The sequence below is a fragment of the uncultured Roseobacter sp. genome, assembly GCF_947499265.1.
Classification (GTDB): Bacteria; Pseudomonadota; Alphaproteobacteria; order Rhodobacterales; family Rhodobacteraceae; genus Roseobacter.
Genome location: NZ_CANMNK010000005.1, coordinates 262,412 through 279,992, shown reverse-complemented (window position 1 = coordinate 279,992; position 17,581 = coordinate 262,412). Strand labels below are relative to the sequence as shown.

The 17,581-nt window shown below is 62.0% G+C and carries 16 protein-coding genes; 7 read left to right on the top strand and 9 right to left on the bottom strand.

The genetic code is table 11. From position 1 onward, the window contains the following. Positions 1–96 precede the first annotated feature (96 nt). A complete protein-coding gene (locus Q1A63_RS15505; protein WP_298974043.1) occupies positions 97–2,589 on the top strand; it encodes an FAD-dependent oxidoreductase in 2,493 nt (830 codons plus the stop codon). Here the strand turns inward: Q1A63_RS15505 and Q1A63_RS15500 are convergent. From Q1A63_RS15500 to Q1A63_RS15490, 3 genes are read right to left on the bottom strand one after another with little or no spacing between them, the layout of a single operon-like run. Then, positions 2,586–3,242 carry a DUF938 domain-containing protein gene (locus Q1A63_RS15500; protein WP_298974041.1) on the bottom strand — a complete coding sequence of 219 codons (657 nt, stop codon included), beginning with the start codon at positions 3,240–3,242 and terminating at the stop codon, positions 2,586–2,588. The genes Q1A63_RS15505 and Q1A63_RS15500 overlap by 4 nt on opposite strands. After that, positions 3,239–4,309: an FAD-binding oxidoreductase gene (locus Q1A63_RS15495; protein WP_298974039.1), complete on the bottom strand. Its 1,071-nt coding sequence runs from the start codon at positions 4,307–4,309 to the stop codon at positions 3,239–3,241. The genes Q1A63_RS15500 and Q1A63_RS15495 overlap by 4 nt, the downstream gene beginning before the upstream one ends. Then, positions 4,306–5,244 carry an aldo/keto reductase gene (locus Q1A63_RS15490; RefSeq protein ID WP_298974036.1) on the bottom strand — a complete coding sequence of 313 codons (939 nt, stop codon included), beginning with the start codon at positions 5,242–5,244 and terminating at the stop codon, positions 4,306–4,308. Before Q1A63_RS15490 ends, Q1A63_RS15495 begins: the two co-directional genes overlap by 4 nt. Positions 5,245–5,318: 74 nt before the next feature. On the opposite strand from Q1A63_RS15490, the gene Q1A63_RS15485 reads away from it, so the two are divergent. Continuing rightward, positions 5,319–5,705: an ectoine synthase gene (locus Q1A63_RS15485; protein WP_298974033.1), complete on the top strand. Its 387-nt coding sequence runs from the start codon at positions 5,319–5,321 to the stop codon at positions 5,703–5,705. Here the strand turns inward: Q1A63_RS15485 and Q1A63_RS15480 are convergent. The 5 genes from Q1A63_RS15480 to Q1A63_RS15460 form a co-directional block, all read right to left on the bottom strand. Further along, a complete protein-coding gene (locus tag Q1A63_RS15480; RefSeq protein ID WP_298974379.1) occupies positions 5,690–5,941 on the bottom strand; it encodes a hypothetical protein in 252 nt (83 codons plus the stop codon). The genes Q1A63_RS15485 and Q1A63_RS15480 overlap by 16 nt on opposite strands. Positions 5,942–5,973: 32 nt before the next feature. Then, positions 5,974–6,582: a glycerol-3-phosphate 1-O-acyltransferase PlsY gene (gene plsY / locus Q1A63_RS15475; RefSeq protein WP_298974032.1), complete on the bottom strand. Its 609-nt coding sequence runs from the start codon at positions 6,580–6,582 to the stop codon at positions 5,974–5,976. Beyond that, positions 6,582–7,865 carry a dihydroorotase gene (gene pyrC / locus Q1A63_RS15470; protein ID WP_298974030.1) on the bottom strand — a complete coding sequence of 428 codons (1,284 nt, stop codon included), beginning with the start codon at positions 7,863–7,865 and terminating at the stop codon, positions 6,582–6,584. The genes plsY and pyrC overlap by 1 nt, the downstream gene beginning before the upstream one ends. A gap of 181 nt (positions 7,866–8,046) precedes the next feature. Beyond that, complete coding sequence (locus Q1A63_RS15465) at positions 8,047–8,592, bottom strand: hypothetical protein (RefSeq protein WP_298974028.1); 546 nt, start codon at positions 8,590–8,592, stop codon at positions 8,047–8,049. Beyond that, complete coding sequence (locus Q1A63_RS15460; protein ID WP_298974025.1) at positions 8,589–9,536, bottom strand: aspartate carbamoyltransferase catalytic subunit; 948 nt, start codon at positions 9,534–9,536, stop codon at positions 8,589–8,591. The genes Q1A63_RS15465 and Q1A63_RS15460 overlap by 4 nt, the downstream gene beginning before the upstream one ends. 116 nt (positions 9,537–9,652) lie before the next feature. Between Q1A63_RS15460 and Q1A63_RS15455 the strand changes: the two genes are divergently transcribed. The 5 genes from Q1A63_RS15455 to Q1A63_RS15435 all read left to right on the top strand — a co-directional run bounded on the left by Q1A63_RS15455 (position 9,653) and on the right by Q1A63_RS15435 (position 16,765). Beyond that, on the top strand, positions 9,653–10,432 hold the full coding sequence (locus tag Q1A63_RS15455) for a uracil-DNA glycosylase (protein ID WP_299632206.1): 780 nt from the start codon (positions 9,653–9,655) through the stop codon (positions 10,430–10,432). Further along, entirely contained in the window at positions 10,425–11,036 is a 612-nt protein-coding gene (locus Q1A63_RS15450) for a LysE family translocator (RefSeq protein ID WP_298974020.1), read from the top strand. Before Q1A63_RS15455 ends, Q1A63_RS15450 begins: the two co-directional genes overlap by 8 nt. A 1-nt stretch (position 11,037) precedes the next feature. After that, positions 11,038–11,580, top strand: a complete 543-nt coding sequence (gene moaB / locus Q1A63_RS15445) for a molybdenum cofactor biosynthesis protein B (protein ID WP_298974017.1) — start codon at positions 11,038–11,040, stop codon at positions 11,578–11,580. Positions 11,581–11,672: 92 nt separating this feature from the next. Next, entirely contained in the window at positions 11,673–13,130 is a 1,458-nt protein-coding gene (locus Q1A63_RS15440; protein ID WP_298974015.1) for an HlyD family efflux transporter periplasmic adaptor subunit, read from the top strand. Between the two features lie 5 nt (positions 13,131–13,135). Next, on the top strand, positions 13,136–16,765 hold the full coding sequence (locus Q1A63_RS15435) for an efflux RND transporter permease subunit (protein ID WP_298974013.1): 3,630 nt from the start codon (positions 13,136–13,138) through the stop codon (positions 16,763–16,765). Here the strand turns inward: Q1A63_RS15435 and Q1A63_RS15430 are convergent. Further along, a complete protein-coding gene (locus Q1A63_RS15430) occupies positions 16,762–17,568 on the bottom strand; it encodes a protein-disulfide reductase DsbD domain-containing protein (RefSeq protein ID WP_298974010.1) in 807 nt (268 codons plus the stop codon). The two genes, Q1A63_RS15435 and Q1A63_RS15430, sit on opposite strands and share 4 nt — an antisense overlap. Positions 17,569–17,581 lie beyond the last annotated feature (13 nt).

The window sequence follows — 17,581 nt, the reverse complement described above, 5'->3', positions numbered from 1 at the left end:
GTCGTTTTTGCGCGCTTTGCGGTCGGCTGGGCAGAGCGAGGACGCTCAGGTGTTTTCTAGAAATAGGGCAACTTCGCAAGACAGAGGATTCGGCGCATGAAAACCCAGGTAAAAGCCCTTGTCGTTGGCGGCGGTGCTGTCGGCACCTCCATTGCCTATCATCTGGCGCGCGCGGGATGGGACGATGTGATGCTGCTGGAGCGGGACGAGCTGACCTCCGGCTCCACCTGGCACGCGGCGGGGCTGCTGCCCTATTTCAACATGTCCTATGCCACCACGCATATTCATGATTATTCGATCCGCTTCTACAAGACGCTGGAGGAGGAAACCGGGCTCAACGCGGGGTTTGCTGTGGTGGGCAACCTGCGCATGGCGCAAACGCAGGAGCGCATGGATGAATACATGCTCTACGCCTCCACAGCCGAAACCTGCGGCGTGCCCTACCAGTGGATGACGCCGGATGAGATCAAGGAAAAATGGCCGCTCATTCGCACGGAAGACCTCAAGGGCGCGCTCTACCACCACACCGATGGCTACATAAACCCGGCGGATGTGACCATGGCGATGGCCAAGGGTGCGCGGCAACGCGGCGTGATGATCGAGCGGAAATGGCAGGCGGATGCCTTTCACTGGAACGGCACCCATTGGGAGGTGACCGCGACGAAGATGGCCGAAAAGGGCGGCAATCTTGTGCCCACCGACGAGCAGATCGTGATCACTGCGGAACATGTGGTGACCGCCTCGGGCAACCACGCGCAACGCACGGCGAAGATGCTTGGGATCAAGATGCCTGCGATCCCGGTCGAGCACCAATTCATCGTGATGGATCAGGATCCGGAACTGGTGAAATTCCGCGCCGAGGGCAATGTCGAACACCCCGTTGTCCGCGATGCCGATGCGCAATCCTACGTGCGCGAAGAACGCGGCGGCTGGATTTTGGGCGTCTACGAAAAAGGCGCGCCTGCACGGTTTGAATACGGTGTGCCGGACAGTTTCCGCGCCGACCTCTTTCAGCTCGATCTGGAGCGGATCGAAGATCAATACATGGCGATGAACCACCGCATCCCATCCTGCGAGGATTGCGGGTTGAAAGACGATTTCAACGGGCCGATCTGCTATACGCCCGACGGCAATCCGCTGGTGGGCCCGGCACCGGGGCTGACAAATATGTGGCTGGCTGAGGGCTTCTCCTTCGGGATCACCGCGGCGGGTGGCACCGGGTATTACCTCGCGCAGATGATGGTCGACGGCGAGGCCGAGATCGACATGGCCTCGCTCGATCCCAAGCGTTACGGCGACTGGATGACCACGGAGTTTGCCGCGCGCAAGAACGAGGAAGCCTACAACCACGTCTATATCCTGCACCACCCCGACGAGGAGCGCCCGGCGTGCCGTCCCCTGCGCACCTCACCGGCTTACGACCGGCAGGCGGCACGCGGTGCACAGTTTGGTTGGGTCAACGGATGGGAGCGTCCGAACTATTATGCGCCCGAAGGCTTCAGCGATCACGACAGCCGCTCGTTCCGGCGCGGCGGTTGGTGGCAATATGCGGTCGAAGAGGCCAAAGCGATCCGCGAAGGGGTTGGCCTGATTGACGCCACGGCCTTCACCAAACACCGGATCAGCGGGCCGGGGGCAACCGGTTTCCTCGATTGGTTCACAACCAACAAGCTGCCGAAAGTCGGGCGCATCAATCTGACCTATGCGCTGACCAGCCACGGCACGACGCGGACCGAATACACCATCGTGCGGCTGGCCGAAGATGACTATTATCTGGTGTCTGCGGGGGCCTGGCACGCCTATGATCAGGATTACCTCTACAAGACCATCATGGAGAAAGAGGAAGAGTTCGGCCGCATCAACGAGCAGGATGTGACCACGCAATGGGGTGTTTTTGCCATTGCCGGACCGAAAGCGCGTGATGTGCTGCAATCGGTGATCAAGGACGCAGACCCGGCGACGGCCCTGTCGAACAAGCGGTTCCCCTGGCTGTCCATGCGCCAGATCGAGCTGGGCATGTGCCCGGTGCGGGCTATCCGTGTGGCCTATACCGGCGAATTGGGCTGGGAGCTGCACCACCCGATCGAGATGCAGAACTATCTCTTTGACCTGCTGGAAAAGGCCGGGGCGACGCATGGTATGAAACTGGTGGGCGCGCGGGCGCAGAACTGGCTGCGGCAGGAAAAATCATATCGCGCCTTTGGCACCGAGCTGGGCCGGGATGCAACACCGCTGGAGGCAGACCTGCCACGGTTTGTTGACCTCTCCAAGGAATTCCACGGCAAGGAGCGGATGCAGGCCACCGGTGTGCGGTCAAAATGCGTGACCCTGCTGATCGACGGACCCTCTGACGCGGACCCCTGGGGGCGTGAAGCGCTCTACCATGGCGATACACGGGTTGGGCGCCTGACCTCGGGCGGGTATTCCGTGGCCTTCGGCAAAAGCATTGGCATGGGGTATGTGACCCCGGAACTGGCGGTGCAGGGCACCAAGCTCAAGGTCAAGATGTTCGATCAATTGTGGGATGCCGAGGTGGTCGAAGACAGCCCCTATGATCCGAACAATGAGCGCATCCGCGTGGATGGCTAGGGCTCCGGCTTCGTCGCGACAAAGGCAAGGTTATTGGCTGGCATCTCGATACGCTTGAGGGGGTGCGCGCCTGCCAATTCCAGCCAGGCGCAAAGGTCCTGATCGTTCTTGTACCCTATGGCGGGATCCGCGGCGCGCAAGTCGGCGTCAAAACGTGCATCACCATCACTGGTCAAAGCACCGTTTCGCTTGAAAGGCCCGTAAAGGATGAATATGCCCCCGGGCGAAAGCGCGCGCATCGCCTCGGTCACAAGTGTGATGGCGGGTTGCTCTGGGATGAGATGCAGCAGGTTGATCAACACGATCAGGTCTTTTTGACCCGCCTGGCGATGCCAATCGGCTTGCGTGGCATCCAGCATCCGCGCGGGCGCGACGTTCCCGAGGCCCGCGTCCTGCACATAGGCATCGATGCTGGAGATGCGCGCGGCATCGACCTCGGTGGGGTGCCATCTCAGACCGGGCATGGCGCTGGCAAAGGCTGTGACATGCTGGCCGGTCCCACTGGCGATTTCGAGCGCCTGACCGGATTTGGGCGCGTGCGCACGCAGCAGATCACAGAGGAATTCCGCATTGCGGGCGGCAGCGGGCGCGTGCAGTTTCGCCCCCTCCAGACGGGCCGCAACGCTGGCGTTTGGGGGTAGCTTGGAGGTCATCGCAGCCTGTCCGGGGTCAGCGCCGCACGTGTTTCAGCGTCCAATTCGGATGATCTTCCCAGCACGATATCCGCAAGCAGACGCGATGCGGCAGGGGCGGTTTGCATGCCATACCCTCCCTGCGCCGCACACCAGATAAAGTCGGGCATTGCAGGCTCGCGCCCCAGAACAAGCGACCTGTCGGGTGCGAAACTGCGCAGGCCCGCCCAGCTCGATTGCAGGCGCGTAACCGGTTCCGTGACCATCTCCTCATAGAGCGCCAGCCCTTGCGCCAGCGTCAGGTCTTCGGCCCAGGCGTCATGGGGTGCCACCGGATCTTCATCCGCGGGGGAGACCAGCAGATGCCCGGCATCGGGTTTCGCGTACCAGCTTTCATTGACGCCGAAAAACATTGGCCAAGTGCTGACGTCGTGATCGCCGGGGGCGGGGATGCGGGCCATGGATCGGCGATGGGGCACGATGTTCAGCGCTGCAACACCCGCCATCTGTGCGACTTGATCCGCCCAGGCCCCCGCCGCATTGACCAGGGTCGGCGCAACCTCTGTTCTGTCGCCCGCGCTCACGTGCCAGCACCCATTTTCCCGAACAATCGCGTTCACGCGGCTGCCGGTGATCACCGTGCCGCCATTCTGGCGCAGGGTACGGGCAAAATCCTGCAGCAAGAGGTCCGTGTCGATGTCCTGAGCATCGTCGTGGTAGGCGGCAAAGGCCAGCTTTGCCCGGTCCAGCACAGGCACAAACGCGCAGGCCTCCTCTATGGTAATCGGTGTCGTGCCCAGTGTTGCGATGTCTTGTTCGTAGGCGGCGCGCTCATGGGCTTGCGCAATGATCATCAAGCCGCGCGGGCTGAGATACCCACCATCCTGCAGAAAATCGACACTGGCCCGGTTCAACGCCTGAACGCTGGGGGCTCCGTAATTCTGCTCGATCAGCGCCGCGGACCGGCCAGAGGCGTGATAGCCGAGCGCTGTTTCCGCCTCAATGACAGTGACCTGCGCGCCTTCGGACAAACGCGCCGCGGCAGAAAGGCCAGCAATCCCCCCGCCAATGACGAGGATGTCCGTCATTGCTGTTCTTCGATCCGATCCGTGGCGGGCGGTGGTGTGGGGCTGAGAGCCGCCAAGCGATCATAAAGATCATCGCTCATCTGATAGTCCAGCGCGGCCAATGATGGTTCAAGTTGCTGAGCTGTGCGTGCGGATATGATTGGCGTTGGCCCCATCGGATGTGCAGCGGCCCAGGCCACGGCCAAGGTTGCCGCGTTGACACCGATTTCCGCAGCGACGTCACTGAGCCCGACCGCAGCCGCATGCATCCAGTCAAGGCCGTAGCGCGCAGCGTAGCGATCATCTTCGGTCAGACGTCCGCCTTTGCCGGCGTTGTACTTCCCGGTCAGCAGCCCGCCCCCCAACGGGGAATAAGGCGCACAGGCCACGCCCTGATCGGCGCACATGGGCAGGATTTCCACCTCCGCCTGCCGCTTCACGAGGTTGTACATCGGTTGCAGGATATCGACTGTTATGTCGAATTTCGCGGCGATGGTGATGGCTTTGACCACCTGCCAGGCGGCGAAGTTCGACACGCCCACGTAGCGGATCAGACCCTGCTGTTTCAGCTCGGCCAGCGCCTCCATGCTCTCATGCAGGTCCGTATCAGGGTCGAAGCGGTGCATGTAGAGGATATCGACCACATCGAGGTTCAGACGTTTGCGCGAAATCGCGAAGGAGTCCTGGATGTTCTGTTTTGATCCGCCCCCGGTGTAGGCGGCTTTGGTCGCGATGATCAGGCGGTCACGCTGGTCCCGCAGCAACCCGCCCAGAATTTCCTCTGACGCGCCGTCGTTATAAACATAGGCGGTGTCGAAATGGGTGATGCCGCCCGCGATGGAGGCTTCGAACATCTCGCGCGCAGCGGTTTCATCGGCCCGCCCGCCAAATTGCATGGTGCCAAAGGCAAGGCGGCTTGCGGGGGTGCCATCGAGGCTGGTCAACGCATGTGTCATAGGTTCAGAAGTGGCATGACCCGGCGCGCCATGCAATGATCAAAACATGTGATTAGCGCGGAAAGGATGCGGACATGATTACGGCACATAAGTCTGATTTGGAGGGCACATCGCGTGACGCATCGGGGCCCGGCTGGACCAGCCTGCGTCTGCTGGTCAAATCGGACGGTATGGGGTTTTCCATGACCGAGACGCGGGTGCTTCCGGGGGCGGTATTGACGCTGGAATACAAGAACCACGTCGAGGCCTGCTATTGCATTGGCGGCGCGGGCACGGTCACCGAGCTTGACAGTGGCACCGTGCACCACATCACGCCGGGCGTCCTCTATGCCCCGGACGCGCATGACCGGCATGAGGTGCGCAACGATGGGACGGAACCCTTCCACCTGATCTGCGTGTTCTCACCCGCGCTGCAGGGCGATGAGGTGCACGGACCCGACGGCAGTTACGCGTCGTCCTGATCCGTTTGGGGCCGCAGGTTCAGGATGAAATCGCTCACTTTTTGCGCGCTCATTTCGCAAGGGTAAAGCCGCGCACCCTTGTGCAGCCGGTAGAAATTCAGGCTGATATAGTCGTTTCCACCCAGTTCTTCGGCGACCAGCTTGAGGGACTTTCCGCTGTTGAACAGGGTCTTGGACACAACATATCTGCGGTTTCCCGTCTGACCCCTGAACACACCGGTTGGAAGGGCCAGCAGGGCGGCTTCAACCCCCGCGTGCGGGGCGGGTGTCACGATTTCTGGCCGATTTTTGGCTCGGTGCCTGCGCGCAGGCGAGCGATGTTGGCGCGGTGCCGCCATAGAACGATCACCGTCAGCAGTCCCCCCAGAACCACCGCTTCGCCCTTTCCGAGGAAGACCAATAGAAATGTCGAGGCGGCGGCAGAGACAAGCGCTCCCATGGAAGAGATGCGCCAGAGCAGCGCGCCGATCAGCCAGGCGATACAGCACCCGATCCCGACAGGCAGGCTGAGCGCGAGCATGATGCCCAGAAACGTCGCAACCCCCTTGCCGCCGGCGAACCGCAGCCAGACCGGGTAGCAATGCCCGATCATGGCCATCAGCCCGGCGATCTGGGCGGTGTCCTCGCCGCCAAAGGCGCGTGCCAGCAAGACCGCAGCCGCCCCTTTGCCGCCATCCAGGACGAGCGTGAGCGCCGCGGCGGTCTTGTTGCCGGTGCGCAGCACATTGGTGGCACCGATGTTGCCTGACCCGATGTCGCGCAGGTTACCGAGACCCATCACGTTGGCCAGAACCATGCCAAAGGGGATCGACCCCAGCAGGTAGCCAATCAGGGCCCAGAGCAGCAGAATGCTGGTGGCATGTTCGATGAGGGGCATCAGGTCCTCTCAAAAACGCAAGTGCCGGCGACGTAGGTTGACAGGACCTTACCCTGCATCCGGGCCCCGTCAAACGGGGTGTTGCGCGATTTGGAGCGCAGCGTCGCACGGTCCATCAGAAACGGCGCGTCAGGGTCAAACAGCACCAGATCTGCCGGGGCGCCAACACTCAACCTCCCGCTCTCCAACCCCAGACGTTTTGCCGGGTTCAGCGACATCGCCCGCCACAGCACAGGTAGATCAATCAGCCCGGCGTGATAAAGACGCATGGCCGCGGGCAAAAGCGTTTCGAGCGCCACGGCCCCGGAGGCCGCTTCCTCAAAGGGAAGGCGCTTGCTTTCCTCATCCTGCGGGGTGTGCATCGAAGAGATCACATCGATCAGCCCGGTTTTCACCGCCTCAGCCACGGCCAGCCGGTCCTGTTCATCGCGCAGGGGCGGTTTGAGCTTGAAGAACGTCCGGTAATCCGCGACGTCCAGCGCATTCAGCGTCAGGTGGTGGATGGAGGTGCCCGCGGTCACATCCAACCCGTTCGCCTTGGCGCGTTCCAGCGCGGGCAAGGCGCGGGCGCAGGTGATCTGGTCCGCGTGATAGCGTGCGCCGGTCATCTCGATCAGGGCCAGGTCACGGTCCAGTGCCATGCGCTCGGCCATGGGGGACACGGCGGGCAGCCCGCGCAGGGATGCGAATTTGCCGGAGGTCGCGGCGGCCCCTTTGCTGAGCCCGGGGTCCTGCGGATGCGCAATCACCAGCGCGCCCAGACTGCGCGCGTAGGTCAGCGCCCGCGAGAAGACCTTGGTGTCGGTGACGACCCGATCGCAGTCGGTGAAGGCCACAGCGCCCGCATCCATCAGGAACCCGATCTCGGTCATCTCGCGACCCTCACGGCCTTTGGTCAGCGCGGCCATGGGCATGACGTTCACCGGGGCGGCTTCATTGGCGCGGCGCGTCACGAATTCCAGGGTTTCGGGGCTGTCGATGGCCGGTTCCGTATCGGGGCGCGTGATCATTGTGGTCACGCCGCCCGCCGCCGCGGCAAGGCCTGCTGAACGATAGCTTTCCTTGTGGCGATCCCCGGGTTCGCAAACTTTCACGCCGAGGTCGACAAGCCCTGGTGCGAGGTATTTCAGATGGCAGTCGATGACGCGCCCTGATGTCAGGCGTGGGGCATCTTTGGGCAGGAGCTTGGTGATACGCCCGTCCTCGACCACCAGTCCGCCAATCGCGATCTCGTCCTTTTCCGGATCGATCAGACGGGCGTTCAAAAAAGTTGTTTTTGTCATGTCACCACGCTCCGGGTGGGTTTTCGTAGGGGCATCACTCTCATATCCGACACGGTCACGCTCATGAGCCGACCCAGATCATCAGGCCGACAACGCCAAAGGCGACCAGCAAGGCGATCATCGCAATGCGCCCCGACATTTTCGGGTCTTTTGGATCATTCATGATGGAATCCCCGCATCTTCATCCCAAAATCCACCAAAGACCAAGCGCAAGCAGCGCAATGATGCCCAATACGATCACGGCGCTTCCGGACCCTTTGCCACCACCCGGTTGGGGCGATTTTCCGGTCGCGCCGCTGTAGGGTTTGGCGCTTTCAGTCGCGATCGATCCGCCTGCTGCGGGAGGGGTGTATTCGGTGTAGGTTCCGATCAGCGTCAGATCGCCACCGGGTTTCAGGGTCACATCCGTTCCGGCGAAACTGTCTAAAAAGAGTAAAAGGACATATCCCTCCAGGGCATCCAGTTTGCTGCGATCCGGCGCTATCTGGGTGTCTTCGACCGCGTAGCCTTCGGTCAGATAGGCGCTCAACCCCATGCCCGCCAGATCCGACATGGGGAAGATTTCGGTGGTGGAGGTGTCAAGATGTGGGTTGCCCAGCAATCTTCGCGCCAGATCGGGTTTCGGCAGGGTCTTTAACGCCTCCGCCACCTCGCCAGGGGCCTTGTTGACCGCGAAAACCCGGATCGCGCCGCGCTCCTGCGCCTTGATCTCAATCTGTGTCGTCATGCGGGGGCCGCGCGGGTCAGCCGCAGGTTCTGCGCCAGCAGGTCCATGGCGGCCATGCGCACCGCCACCCCCATTTCGACCTGATCCTGAATGACGCTGCGGTTGATGTCATCGGCGAGCGTCCCATCGATTTCCACGCCGCGGTTCATCGGGCCCGGGTGCATGACGATGGCGTCGGGTTTGGCGGATTTGAGCTTGTCTTCATCAAGCCCGTAGCGGTGGTAATATTCGCGTTCGGAGGGGATGAACCCGCCATCCATCCGCTCCTTTTGCAGGCGCAGCATCATCACCACATCCACGTCCCGCAGCCCTTCGTGCATATCGTCAAAGACCTCGACGCCAAATTCCGCAATGCCGGCGGGCATCAGAGTGGGTGGACCAATCAGGCGCAGGCGATTTTCCATCTTGCCCAGTAACATGATGTTGGACCGTGCGACGCGGGAATGCGCGATATCGCCGCAAATCGCGATGGACAGACGTTGCAAACGCCCCTTGGCGCGACGGATGGTGAGGGCGTCCAGCAGCGCCTGAGTGGGGTGTTCATGCCGCCCGTCGCCTGCGTTCAGCACCGCGCAATTGACCTTTTGCGCCAGCAGGTCCACCGCGCCCGAATGCGGATGACGGACGACCAGCAGATCCGGATGCATCGCATTGAGCGTCAGCGCCGTGTCGATCAGCGTTTCGCCCTTTTTGACCGAACTGGCCTGCATCGCCATGTTCATCACATCTGCGCCAAGGCGCTTGCCTGCAATCTCGAAACTCGCCTGCGTGCGGGTCGAGTTTTCAAAAAACATGTTGATCTGGGTAAGCCCTGCCAGCACGTCGGCGTGTTTGTCGGATTGCCGGTTCAGGGCTGCATATTGATCCGCCAGATCCAGCAATGTGGTGATTTCTTCGGGGCGCAGGGCCTCGATCCCAAGCAGGTGGCGGTGCGGAAACGTCATGAGCGGCAACCTATCGTGATTTGCCACCTTATAGGGAGGGTGCGCGGCACGGGCAAGCTGGGCTTCGATGTGCAGGGGTGGTTCAGTTCGGCGCCAGGCCAGCGTAGTATGCCTGCATGGAATCAGCAGAGTTTCACAACGCCTTGGCGCTTTTGGATTGGCAGGTCGAACTGGGCGCGACCGAGGCGATCTGCGATGCGCCGGTCAATTGCTACGAATTGCCCGAAACGCTGGCAAAACCGAAGACGCAGAAGGCCGCGCAGGTAGCTGCAGGAACGGCTCCCCCACCGCCGCAGGTTGATCCCGTTGCCGAAGCGCAGCGCAGTGCCACCGCAGCGCAGGATCTGGAGAGCCTCAAGGCGGCGCTGGGCGCTTTTGAGCATTGCGAGTTGAAGCGTGGCGCGCGCAATCTGGTGTTCTCCGACGGTGTGCCGGGGGCGTCCGTGATGATCATCGGTGAGGCGCCGGAGCGGGATGAGGACCGCGAAGGCCGCCCCTTCGTCGGACGCGCGGGCCAGTTGCTGGACAAGATGCTGGCGGCAATTGATATGGGCCGCGACCACGCGTCGGCGCCGGTCTACATCACCAACGTTTTGCCGTGGCGGCCGCCGCAAAACCGCGATCCGCTGCCGCAGGAGATTGCCATGATGCGTCCGTTTCTGGAACGTCATATCGCCCTGGCAAAACCGCAGGCCCTTGTCATCATGGGCAATATCAGTGCGCAGGCCTTGCTGGGCAAACGTGGCATCACGCGGCTGCGCGGCACCTGGACGGAGTGTTTCGGCTTGCCAGCGCTGCCGATGTTCCATCCGGCCTATTTGCTGCGACAACCCGCAGCCAAACGCGACGCCTGGGCAGATTTGTTGAGCCTCAAGACGCGGATTGCCAATGGTTGATCCGATCACTCTTATGGCCTTCGTGCCTGCGGCTTTGGCGCTGAACCTCACGCCGGGCGCGGATATGATGTTCTGTCTCGGGCAAGGGGTGAAGTCCGGGCCGCGTGCTGCCTGGCTGGCCAGCGCGGGCATCGCGACGGGCGGCATGATCCACGTATTGCTGGCGGGCGCCGGGCTCAGCGCGGTGGTGGCGTCGATGCCGCTGGCCTTTGACGTCATCCGCTGGGTCGGCGTGGCCTATCTGCTCTGGCTGGCCTTTGGCGCGTTGCGCGGGGCGCCCCAAACTGACGACGCGATGGTGCCACCCAGGGGACACGCGTTTCGCGCGGGGTTGCTGGTCAACCTCACAAACCCCAAGGTGATCCTGTTTGTCCTGGCATTCGTGCCGCAGTTCGTTGACCCCAGCGCCGGGCCGGTTTTGGCGCAATTTGCCGTTTTTGGTGCGGTCATTGGCCTTGGCGGTTTTGTGATTAATGGGCTGGTCGGCGTGTTCGCCGGGTCACTGGGCCACCGGCTTGCCCGCGGCAGCCGCGTGTTGGACTGGATCACGGCGGGGATCTTTACCGCATTGGCTGCGCGCCTTGCCGTTTTGGAGAAAGCATAAGATGAGCCGTATCGACGAGAGCAAGGACTTCGTGCCGGTGCGCATCGCAGTCTTGACCGTGTCTGACACCCGCGAGCTATCGGAGGACCGGTCCGGGGATGTGCTGGTCGAACGGCTTCTGGCGGCGGGGCACGAGTTGGCGGACCGGCGTATCCTGCGCGATGAACGCGATGAAATTGCGGCGCAATTGCGTGCCTGGTGCAAGGACAGCGGCGTCGATGTGGTCATTTCCACCGGCGGCACCGGGCTGACCGGGCGCGATGTCACCGTAGAGGCGCATCGCGATGTCTATGAAAAGGAAATCGACGCCTTCGGCACGGTTTTCACCATTGTCTCGATGAAGAAAATAGGCACCAGCGCGGTGCAAAGCCGGGCAACGGGCGGGGTTGCAAATGGCACCTACCTCTTTGCTCTGCCCGGCAGTCCGGGCGCCTGCAAGGACGCCTGGGATGAGATTCTTGTCCGTCAGCTTGATTATCGCCACCGGCCCTGTAATTTCGTGGAGATTTTCCCGCGTCTGGATGAACATCACCGACGGAAGTAACAATCTGGTGCGTATCACCCTTTAGAGTTGGTATGCATCGCAGTTTGACTAGGTTATACTGCGCTGCAGTAAGTTATTAGGATAACGGCGAAATGCGGTTTTTACGCCAAAGTATGATTGGTCTTTTTTTAGCGGCTGTGACGCTTGGGCTACTGGCCTATGCGGGGCAGCTGGTTGGGACGGCTATTCAGCTTCGTCTGGCCGATCAGGGTTTTAAGCCCGAGGCCAAGGAGCGCGTGTTTGCCGTCAATCTGATCCGTGCCGAAGCCCAGACGCTCAACCCGTTGCTCGAAACCTTTGGCGAGGTGAAGTCGCGTCGCACGCTGGAATTGCGGGCGGCGGTTTCCGGTCGCGTGATCTATCTGGCGGAAACCTTCGAAGAGGGCGGGACCGTGCGTAAGGGTGATGTCCTGGCGCGGATCAATCCTGCAGATATGCAATCGGTATTGGACCGAGCAAAGGCGGATCTGGCTGATGCGCAGGCCGAGGTCAGCGATGCCGCGCGCGCGCTCGATTTGGCCCGTGACGAAGAAGCAGCAGCAGTGGAACAGGCTGACCTGCGGCAAAGAGCCTACCGGCGGCAGGTTGATCTGGAGGAGCGCGGTGTGGGCACCGCAGCTGCGATCGAAACGGCGGAACTGGACGCCGCGGCGGCCCGCGCGACCGTGCTGGCGCGGCGTCAGGCGATCACGCAGGCAGAGGCGCGCATCGATCTTGGCGCCACTCGGCTGACACGCGCGCGCATTGCCCTGGAAGAGGCGCAGCGCAATCTGAAGGACACAACCGTCCGCGCGCCCTTTGACGGCACCCTCAGCGACACCTCGGTGGTCGAAGGTCGGCTGGTGGCTTCCAACGAACGTCTGGCCGATTTGATTGACGCCGAGGATCTGGAGGTCTCGTTTCGGGTCTCCACGGCGCAATATGCCCGGCTGCTGGATGCGCAGGGCGATCTGATCGCCGCGCCGGTGACCGCGACACTCGATGTCACAGGGGTTGATTTGCAAGCGACGGGCACGCTGAGCCGTGTGAGTGCCGCCACCAATGAAATCCAGACCGGGCGTCTTATCTTTGCACGGCTGACCAAGGCGCCCGGGTTTCGACCGGGCGATTTCGTGTCGTTGAGCGTGGTCGAGCCACCGGTTGAAAACGTGGTCCGCCTGCCGGCTTCCGCCCTAAATTCACAGGGCGAGGTTCTGGTTCTGGGGGATGACAACAGGCTTGAAGCCATCATCGTGACGCTGGTCAGACGCCAACGCGATGACGTGCTGGTGCGCGGCGAGGATCTGATCGGGCGCGATGTGGTCAGCGCGCAAACCCCGCTGTTGGGGCCGGGAATTTCTGTGCGCGCCACGCGCCGCGCCAGCGAGGCGCCAGTCATGCCACCGGATATGCTCGAATTGAGCGAGGAGCGCCGGGCGCGCCTGGTGGCATTTGTGGAAAGCAGCAATGCCATGTCAAAGGAAGCCAAGGCACGCGTCCTGGCGAAACTGGCGGAGCATGAGGTTTCGGCAAAAGTCGTCGCGCGCCTCGAAAGCCGCATCGGGGGCTAGGGGATATGGCGCGGCATTTCCCCGGAACTGCGAGCGGTATCCTCTCCTATTTCACCCGGCACCGGACCATCGCGAACCTTGTGCTTGTGACGATGGTGGTTGCAGGATTGGCCGCGCTGCCCAACATGCGCACGCAATTCTTTCCCGATACCATTCTGGACAGGGTCACGGTCACGACGGTCTGGAAAAACGCCGGGGCCGAAGACGTGGACCGGGCGATTGTTCAGGTGCTGGAACCGACCTTGCGCGCCGTGGAAGGCGTCGAGAGCACAAATTCCACCGCACGGCAGGGGCGCAGCCAGATCAGGCTGAATTTTGAACCGAATTGGGACATGTCACGCGCAGTGGGTGAGGTGCAGGATGCGGTGGATTCGGTCACCGATCTGCCGGATAGCGCGGAGATCTCCACCGTGCGGCGCGCCGCCTGGCGTGACCGCGTGACGGACGTTGTGATCAGCGGGCCGGTCGGACCACAGCAGTTGGGGATTTTTGCCGACGAATTCGTCAACCGGCTCTTTTCGGCGGGGATCACCCGCGCAACCATTCGGGGGGTGGCGGCACCGCGCTTGACCGTTGAAGTGCCCACCGCGCAGTTGATTTCCCACGATGTCACCATGGCCGAAATTGCATCGGCCATCGCGGCGGAGGTCGATACCACGCCTGCGGGCGATGTGACCGGCGCAAATGCCCGGGTGCGCACCGGTACCGAAAAGCGGGAACCGGACCAGATTGCCGGGATCGTGCTGCGCTCAAACCCAGACGGGTCAAAGCTGACAATCGGCGATGTGGCAACGGTGACGCAAGAGAGCAACGACCGCGCGCGCGCTTATTTTGTTGGCGAGGACCCGGCGATTTCGGTCCGTGTCGATCGATCCGCCAAAGGCGATGCGATCGAAATTCAGGCCACCGTTGAAAAAGTCGCGGCGGAGCTGCAAGCGACCCTGCCAGCAGGCTCGACGGTGGAGCTCATCCGTACCCGGGCCGCCGCGATTTCCGGGCGTCTTGATATCCTGATGGATAACGGTCTGGTCGGCCTTGGGTTGGTCCTGGGGCTGTTGTTTTTGTTCTTGAACGCCCGCACCGCCTTCTGGGTCGCGGCAGGCATCCCTGCTGCGATGATGGCGGCGATTGCCCTGATGTATGCGGGGGGGATCACGATCAATATGGTCTCGCTTTTCGGCCTGATCATCACCCTTGGCATCGTCGTGGATGACGCGATTGTGGTCGGTGAACACGCAGATTACCGCGCCCGGCATTTGAAGGAAGAACCCTTCATTGCCGCCGAAACCGCCGCCCGAAGGATGGCCATGCCGGTGTTTGCGGCCACACTGACCACGGTGATTGCCTTCTTTGGCCTGCTGGCGGTGGGGGGCCGGTTTGGCACCATCATTCACGACATCCCACTGACAGTGATCGCCGTTTTGATCGCCTCTCTGGTCGAGTGTTTCCTGATCCTGCCCAACCACATGGCGCATTCGCTGTCGCGTGCGAAAGCGCCCGAGTTCTCGCGGGGCAAACTGGCGGGTGCTTTGGCCGTTCTGGTGCTGCTTGTCGGGGGCGGCGCTGCATTTGTGCGCAGATTGTGGCTGGCGCCGGAGGACAGATTTTTTGCGCAGGTGCCTTTTGCGAGCGATGTGGTCACCGGCGCCATTGCGCTTGCGGTGATTGCGGCCGTCTTTCTGCTGCTGAAGCGCGACCGCAAGGCCGCCGTTGTGGGTTGGGTCGGCACGCTGGGCATCGATTGGCCATCGACGCTCGTCAATCGCGGCTTAAACTGGTTTCGCGAGAAAATCTTCCGCCCTTTCATGGCAGGGGTGATCGTCGCACGTTATGTGGTCATCGCCGGGTTGATCGCAGTGCTTGCCAGCCAGGCGGCGGTTTTCATCCGCGGGGATGTACAATGGCGGTTTTTCAATTCGCCAGAACGCGGGTCGGTGACCGGTAACTTTGCGATGACCGAGGGTGCGACACGTGAGGATTCCCTCGCGATGATGCGGGAGCTACAGCGCGCAACGGAAGAGCTCGGCGCGGAATACGCCGAGGAATATGGCACCAACCCGATCAAATTCGTGCTGTCAGAGGTGGGCGGCAACGCGGGCCGCGGGCTGGAGGGCGTCGGGCTGAAGGATCGCGACCTGCTCGGTGGGATTTCGATCGAATTGATTGATGCGGATCTCCGGCCCTACTCCAGCTTTGCCTTTGTCGCCGATCTGCGCGACCGGATCGTCAACCATCCGCTGGTTGAGACCTTGTCTTTTCGCGGCTGGCGGTCCGGGCAAGGGGACGATGCCTTGAGCGTTCAGTTTTCCGGCAGTGATACGCATACGCTCAAAAAGGCCAGCCTGGACCTGCAGGATGCGCTCATGCGGTACCCCGAGGTGCTCGCTGTTCAGGACGATCTGTCCTATGACAAGGAGGAGCTGATCCTGGATCTGACCGCCAAAGGTCAGGCGCTGGGGTTCACGACAGATGCCTTGGGAAGTGTGCTCAGCGACCGGCTGGGCGGGATTGAGGCGGCTAAATACCCTCAGGGGCTGCGCAGCGCCACGATCTATGTAGAGTTGCCCGAAAGCGAGCTGACGTCGGATTTCCTGGAGCGGACCCAGATGCGCACGCCTGAAGGCGTCTACGTGCCTTTGGCGGATATCGTGACCGTGCAAAGCCTGGAAGGATTTCTATCGGTCAAACGCAGGAACGGCACGCGGGTGATCTCGGTCACCGGGGATATCTCCGAGGATGATCCCGAGCAGGCCAGCGAAATCCAGCGGGCCCTGTCCGAGGAAATCCTGCCGCAGATCGCCAGCGAACGGCAGGTGTCGTGGTACCTGTCCGGTCTGGCGGAGCAGGAGCGCAATTTTCTCAGCGATGCCGCCAGCGGGCTGATTCTGTGCCTCCTGGGCATCTATTTGGTGCTGGCCTGGATCTTTGGCAGTTGGTCGCGCCCAGTTGTGATCATGTCGATCATCCCCTTCGGACTGGTGGGCACGATCTACGGGCACGTGGTCTGGGAAATACCGCTGAGCATGTTCACCGTGGTGGGTCTGCTGGGCATGACCGGTATTATCATCAACGATTCCATCGTTTTGATCACGACAATCGACGAATACGCCGAGGAACGGGGCCTGATCCCCTCCATCATCGATGGCGCCGCTGACCGGTTGCGCCCGGTCATGCTGACGACAATGACGACGGTTTTGGGAATGACGCCACTGCTTTATGAAAGCAGCCGTCAGGCCCAGTTCCTCAAACCCACCGTGATCACGCTGGTCTATGGCCTGGGCTTCGGTGTTGTGCTGGTTCTGCTGATGGTGCCCGCATTGATCGCAGTCTCGCATGATGTCTCGCGGCAGGTGCAGGCAATGCGACGCAGTGCAAGCGCGCCAGTGACCAGCCTGCGCATCGGCTTTGCCTTCATCTGGGCGGTTCTGATGGGCTGGGGCGTGGTCACATTGGGCGCGACGATCTGGAAGGGCGCATTGCCCGCCGCGATCACACAGGCCGTCCCGCTTGTGCAGGCCTGGCCGCATATGCCAGCTGCCTTTGCGCTGTTTGTTGCGGGAGCGGCGCTGGTTGTTTTCGCGGCCTATTGCGTCGCGGCAACGGTGATGTTGGTACGTCGCGGCAGGGTGGCCTAGCCCGCGCTGCACCCCCGAATGTCAATCGCGTGGCTGCTGCCCAGGACCGTCAGGCGAATGGCGGAGCGATCCACGGCGATGGCGCCCCCTTCGACGTGGATCATTTCAGAAACCGCAATGACATCGCCGCCCGTTCGGTGGGTTTGCGCCTCGCTGACCCAGACATCGCCGAGGCCGGGTTCGATCACCATCACCTCGCGCGCGCCGGCAGAGGGTGCTGTTACCCGCGCTTCGATCCGAAGGCCATCCTTGGTTGGCTCAATCCGGCAGGTCGCCGCCGTGACCCCGGCCTCTTGGGCCGAATAAGGGCTTTGCGCAAGTGCCGCCGCAATGGCCGGTGTCGGTTTGCTGCCGCCGCCTGCTAGCGTTTCGTCGAAATTCAGGCTGTGCGGGATGCAGATGTCCGAACAGATGCCGATCTCCATATCCAATCTGACGCGGATCGGTTCACCGGGGGCGGTAGGCGCCAGAACGAGGGGGATCACCAATTCATCTTCGTATCCGATAGAGCGCATCCCGTTTTGATCAAACACTTGCGGGGTTGGCCAGGTTATGGCGACGGAATGCAGGTTGCGCGACCCCGACCAATCGAAGCTTGGCGGAATGCCGGCATCGCCGGGCGCGCGCCAATAGGTTTTCCAGCCGGGCTCAAGCGACATGTGCACCGCGGCCACACGCGCGCCGTCGTCCCGCACCCAGCCAGGCAGCACCTGTGCCGTCACCGGAATCGCAAAGCGATCCTGCGCAGCGGCGGGCAGGGCAGTGAGGCAGGCAAGGGCGGCGGCAGCAAATGAACTTTTCATAGCACCGATATGG

What these genes read in the sequence shown, in the direction of transcription:
- Q1A63_RS15500 (WP_298974041.1), bottom strand. Translation starts at nt 3,242, where the DNA reads ATGACCTCCAAGCTACCCCCAAACGCCAGCGTTGCGGCCCGTCTGGAG.
- moaB (WP_298974017.1), top strand. Translation starts at nt 11,038, where the DNA reads ATGAGCCGTATCGACGAGAGCAAGGACTTCGTGCCGGTGCGCATCGCA.
- Q1A63_RS15490 (WP_298974036.1), bottom strand. Translation starts at nt 5,244, where the DNA reads ATGACACATGCGTTGACCAGCCTCGATGGCACCCCCGCAAGCCGCCTT.
- Q1A63_RS15505 (WP_298974043.1), top strand. Translation starts at nt 97, where the DNA reads ATGAAAACCCAGGTAAAAGCCCTTGTCGTTGGCGGCGGTGCTGTCGGC.
- Q1A63_RS15450 (WP_298974020.1), top strand. Translation starts at nt 10,425, where the DNA reads ATGGTTGATCCGATCACTCTTATGGCCTTCGTGCCTGCGGCTTTGGCG.
- plsY (WP_298974032.1), bottom strand. Translation starts at nt 6,582, where the DNA reads ATGCCCCTCATCGAACATGCCACCAGCATTCTGCTGCTCTGGGCCCTG.
- Q1A63_RS15465 (WP_298974028.1), bottom strand. Translation starts at nt 8,592, where the DNA reads ATGACGACACAGATTGAGATCAAGGCGCAGGAGCGCGGCGCGATCCGG.
- Q1A63_RS15435 (WP_298974013.1), top strand. Translation starts at nt 13,136, where the DNA reads ATGGCGCGGCATTTCCCCGGAACTGCGAGCGGTATCCTCTCCTATTTC.
- Q1A63_RS15460 (WP_298974025.1), bottom strand. Translation starts at nt 9,536, where the DNA reads ATGACGTTTCCGCACCGCCACCTGCTTGGGATCGAGGCCCTGCGCCCC.
- pyrC (WP_298974030.1), bottom strand. Translation starts at nt 7,865, where the DNA reads ATGACAAAAACAACTTTTTTGAACGCCCGTCTGATCGATCCGGAAAAG.
- Q1A63_RS15455 (WP_299632206.1), top strand. Translation starts at nt 9,653, where the DNA reads ATGGAATCAGCAGAGTTTCACAACGCCTTGGCGCTTTTGGATTGGCAG.
- Q1A63_RS15440 (WP_298974015.1), top strand. Translation starts at nt 11,673, where the DNA reads ATGCGGTTTTTACGCCAAAGTATGATTGGTCTTTTTTTAGCGGCTGTG.
- Q1A63_RS15430 (WP_298974010.1), bottom strand. Translation starts at nt 17,568, where the DNA reads ATGAAAAGTTCATTTGCTGCCGCCGCCCTTGCCTGCCTCACTGCCCTG.
- Q1A63_RS15485 (WP_298974033.1), top strand. Translation starts at nt 5,319, where the DNA reads ATGATTACGGCACATAAGTCTGATTTGGAGGGCACATCGCGTGACGCA.
- Q1A63_RS15495 (WP_298974039.1), bottom strand. Translation starts at nt 4,309, where the DNA reads ATGACGGACATCCTCGTCATTGGCGGGGGGATTGCTGGCCTTTCTGCC.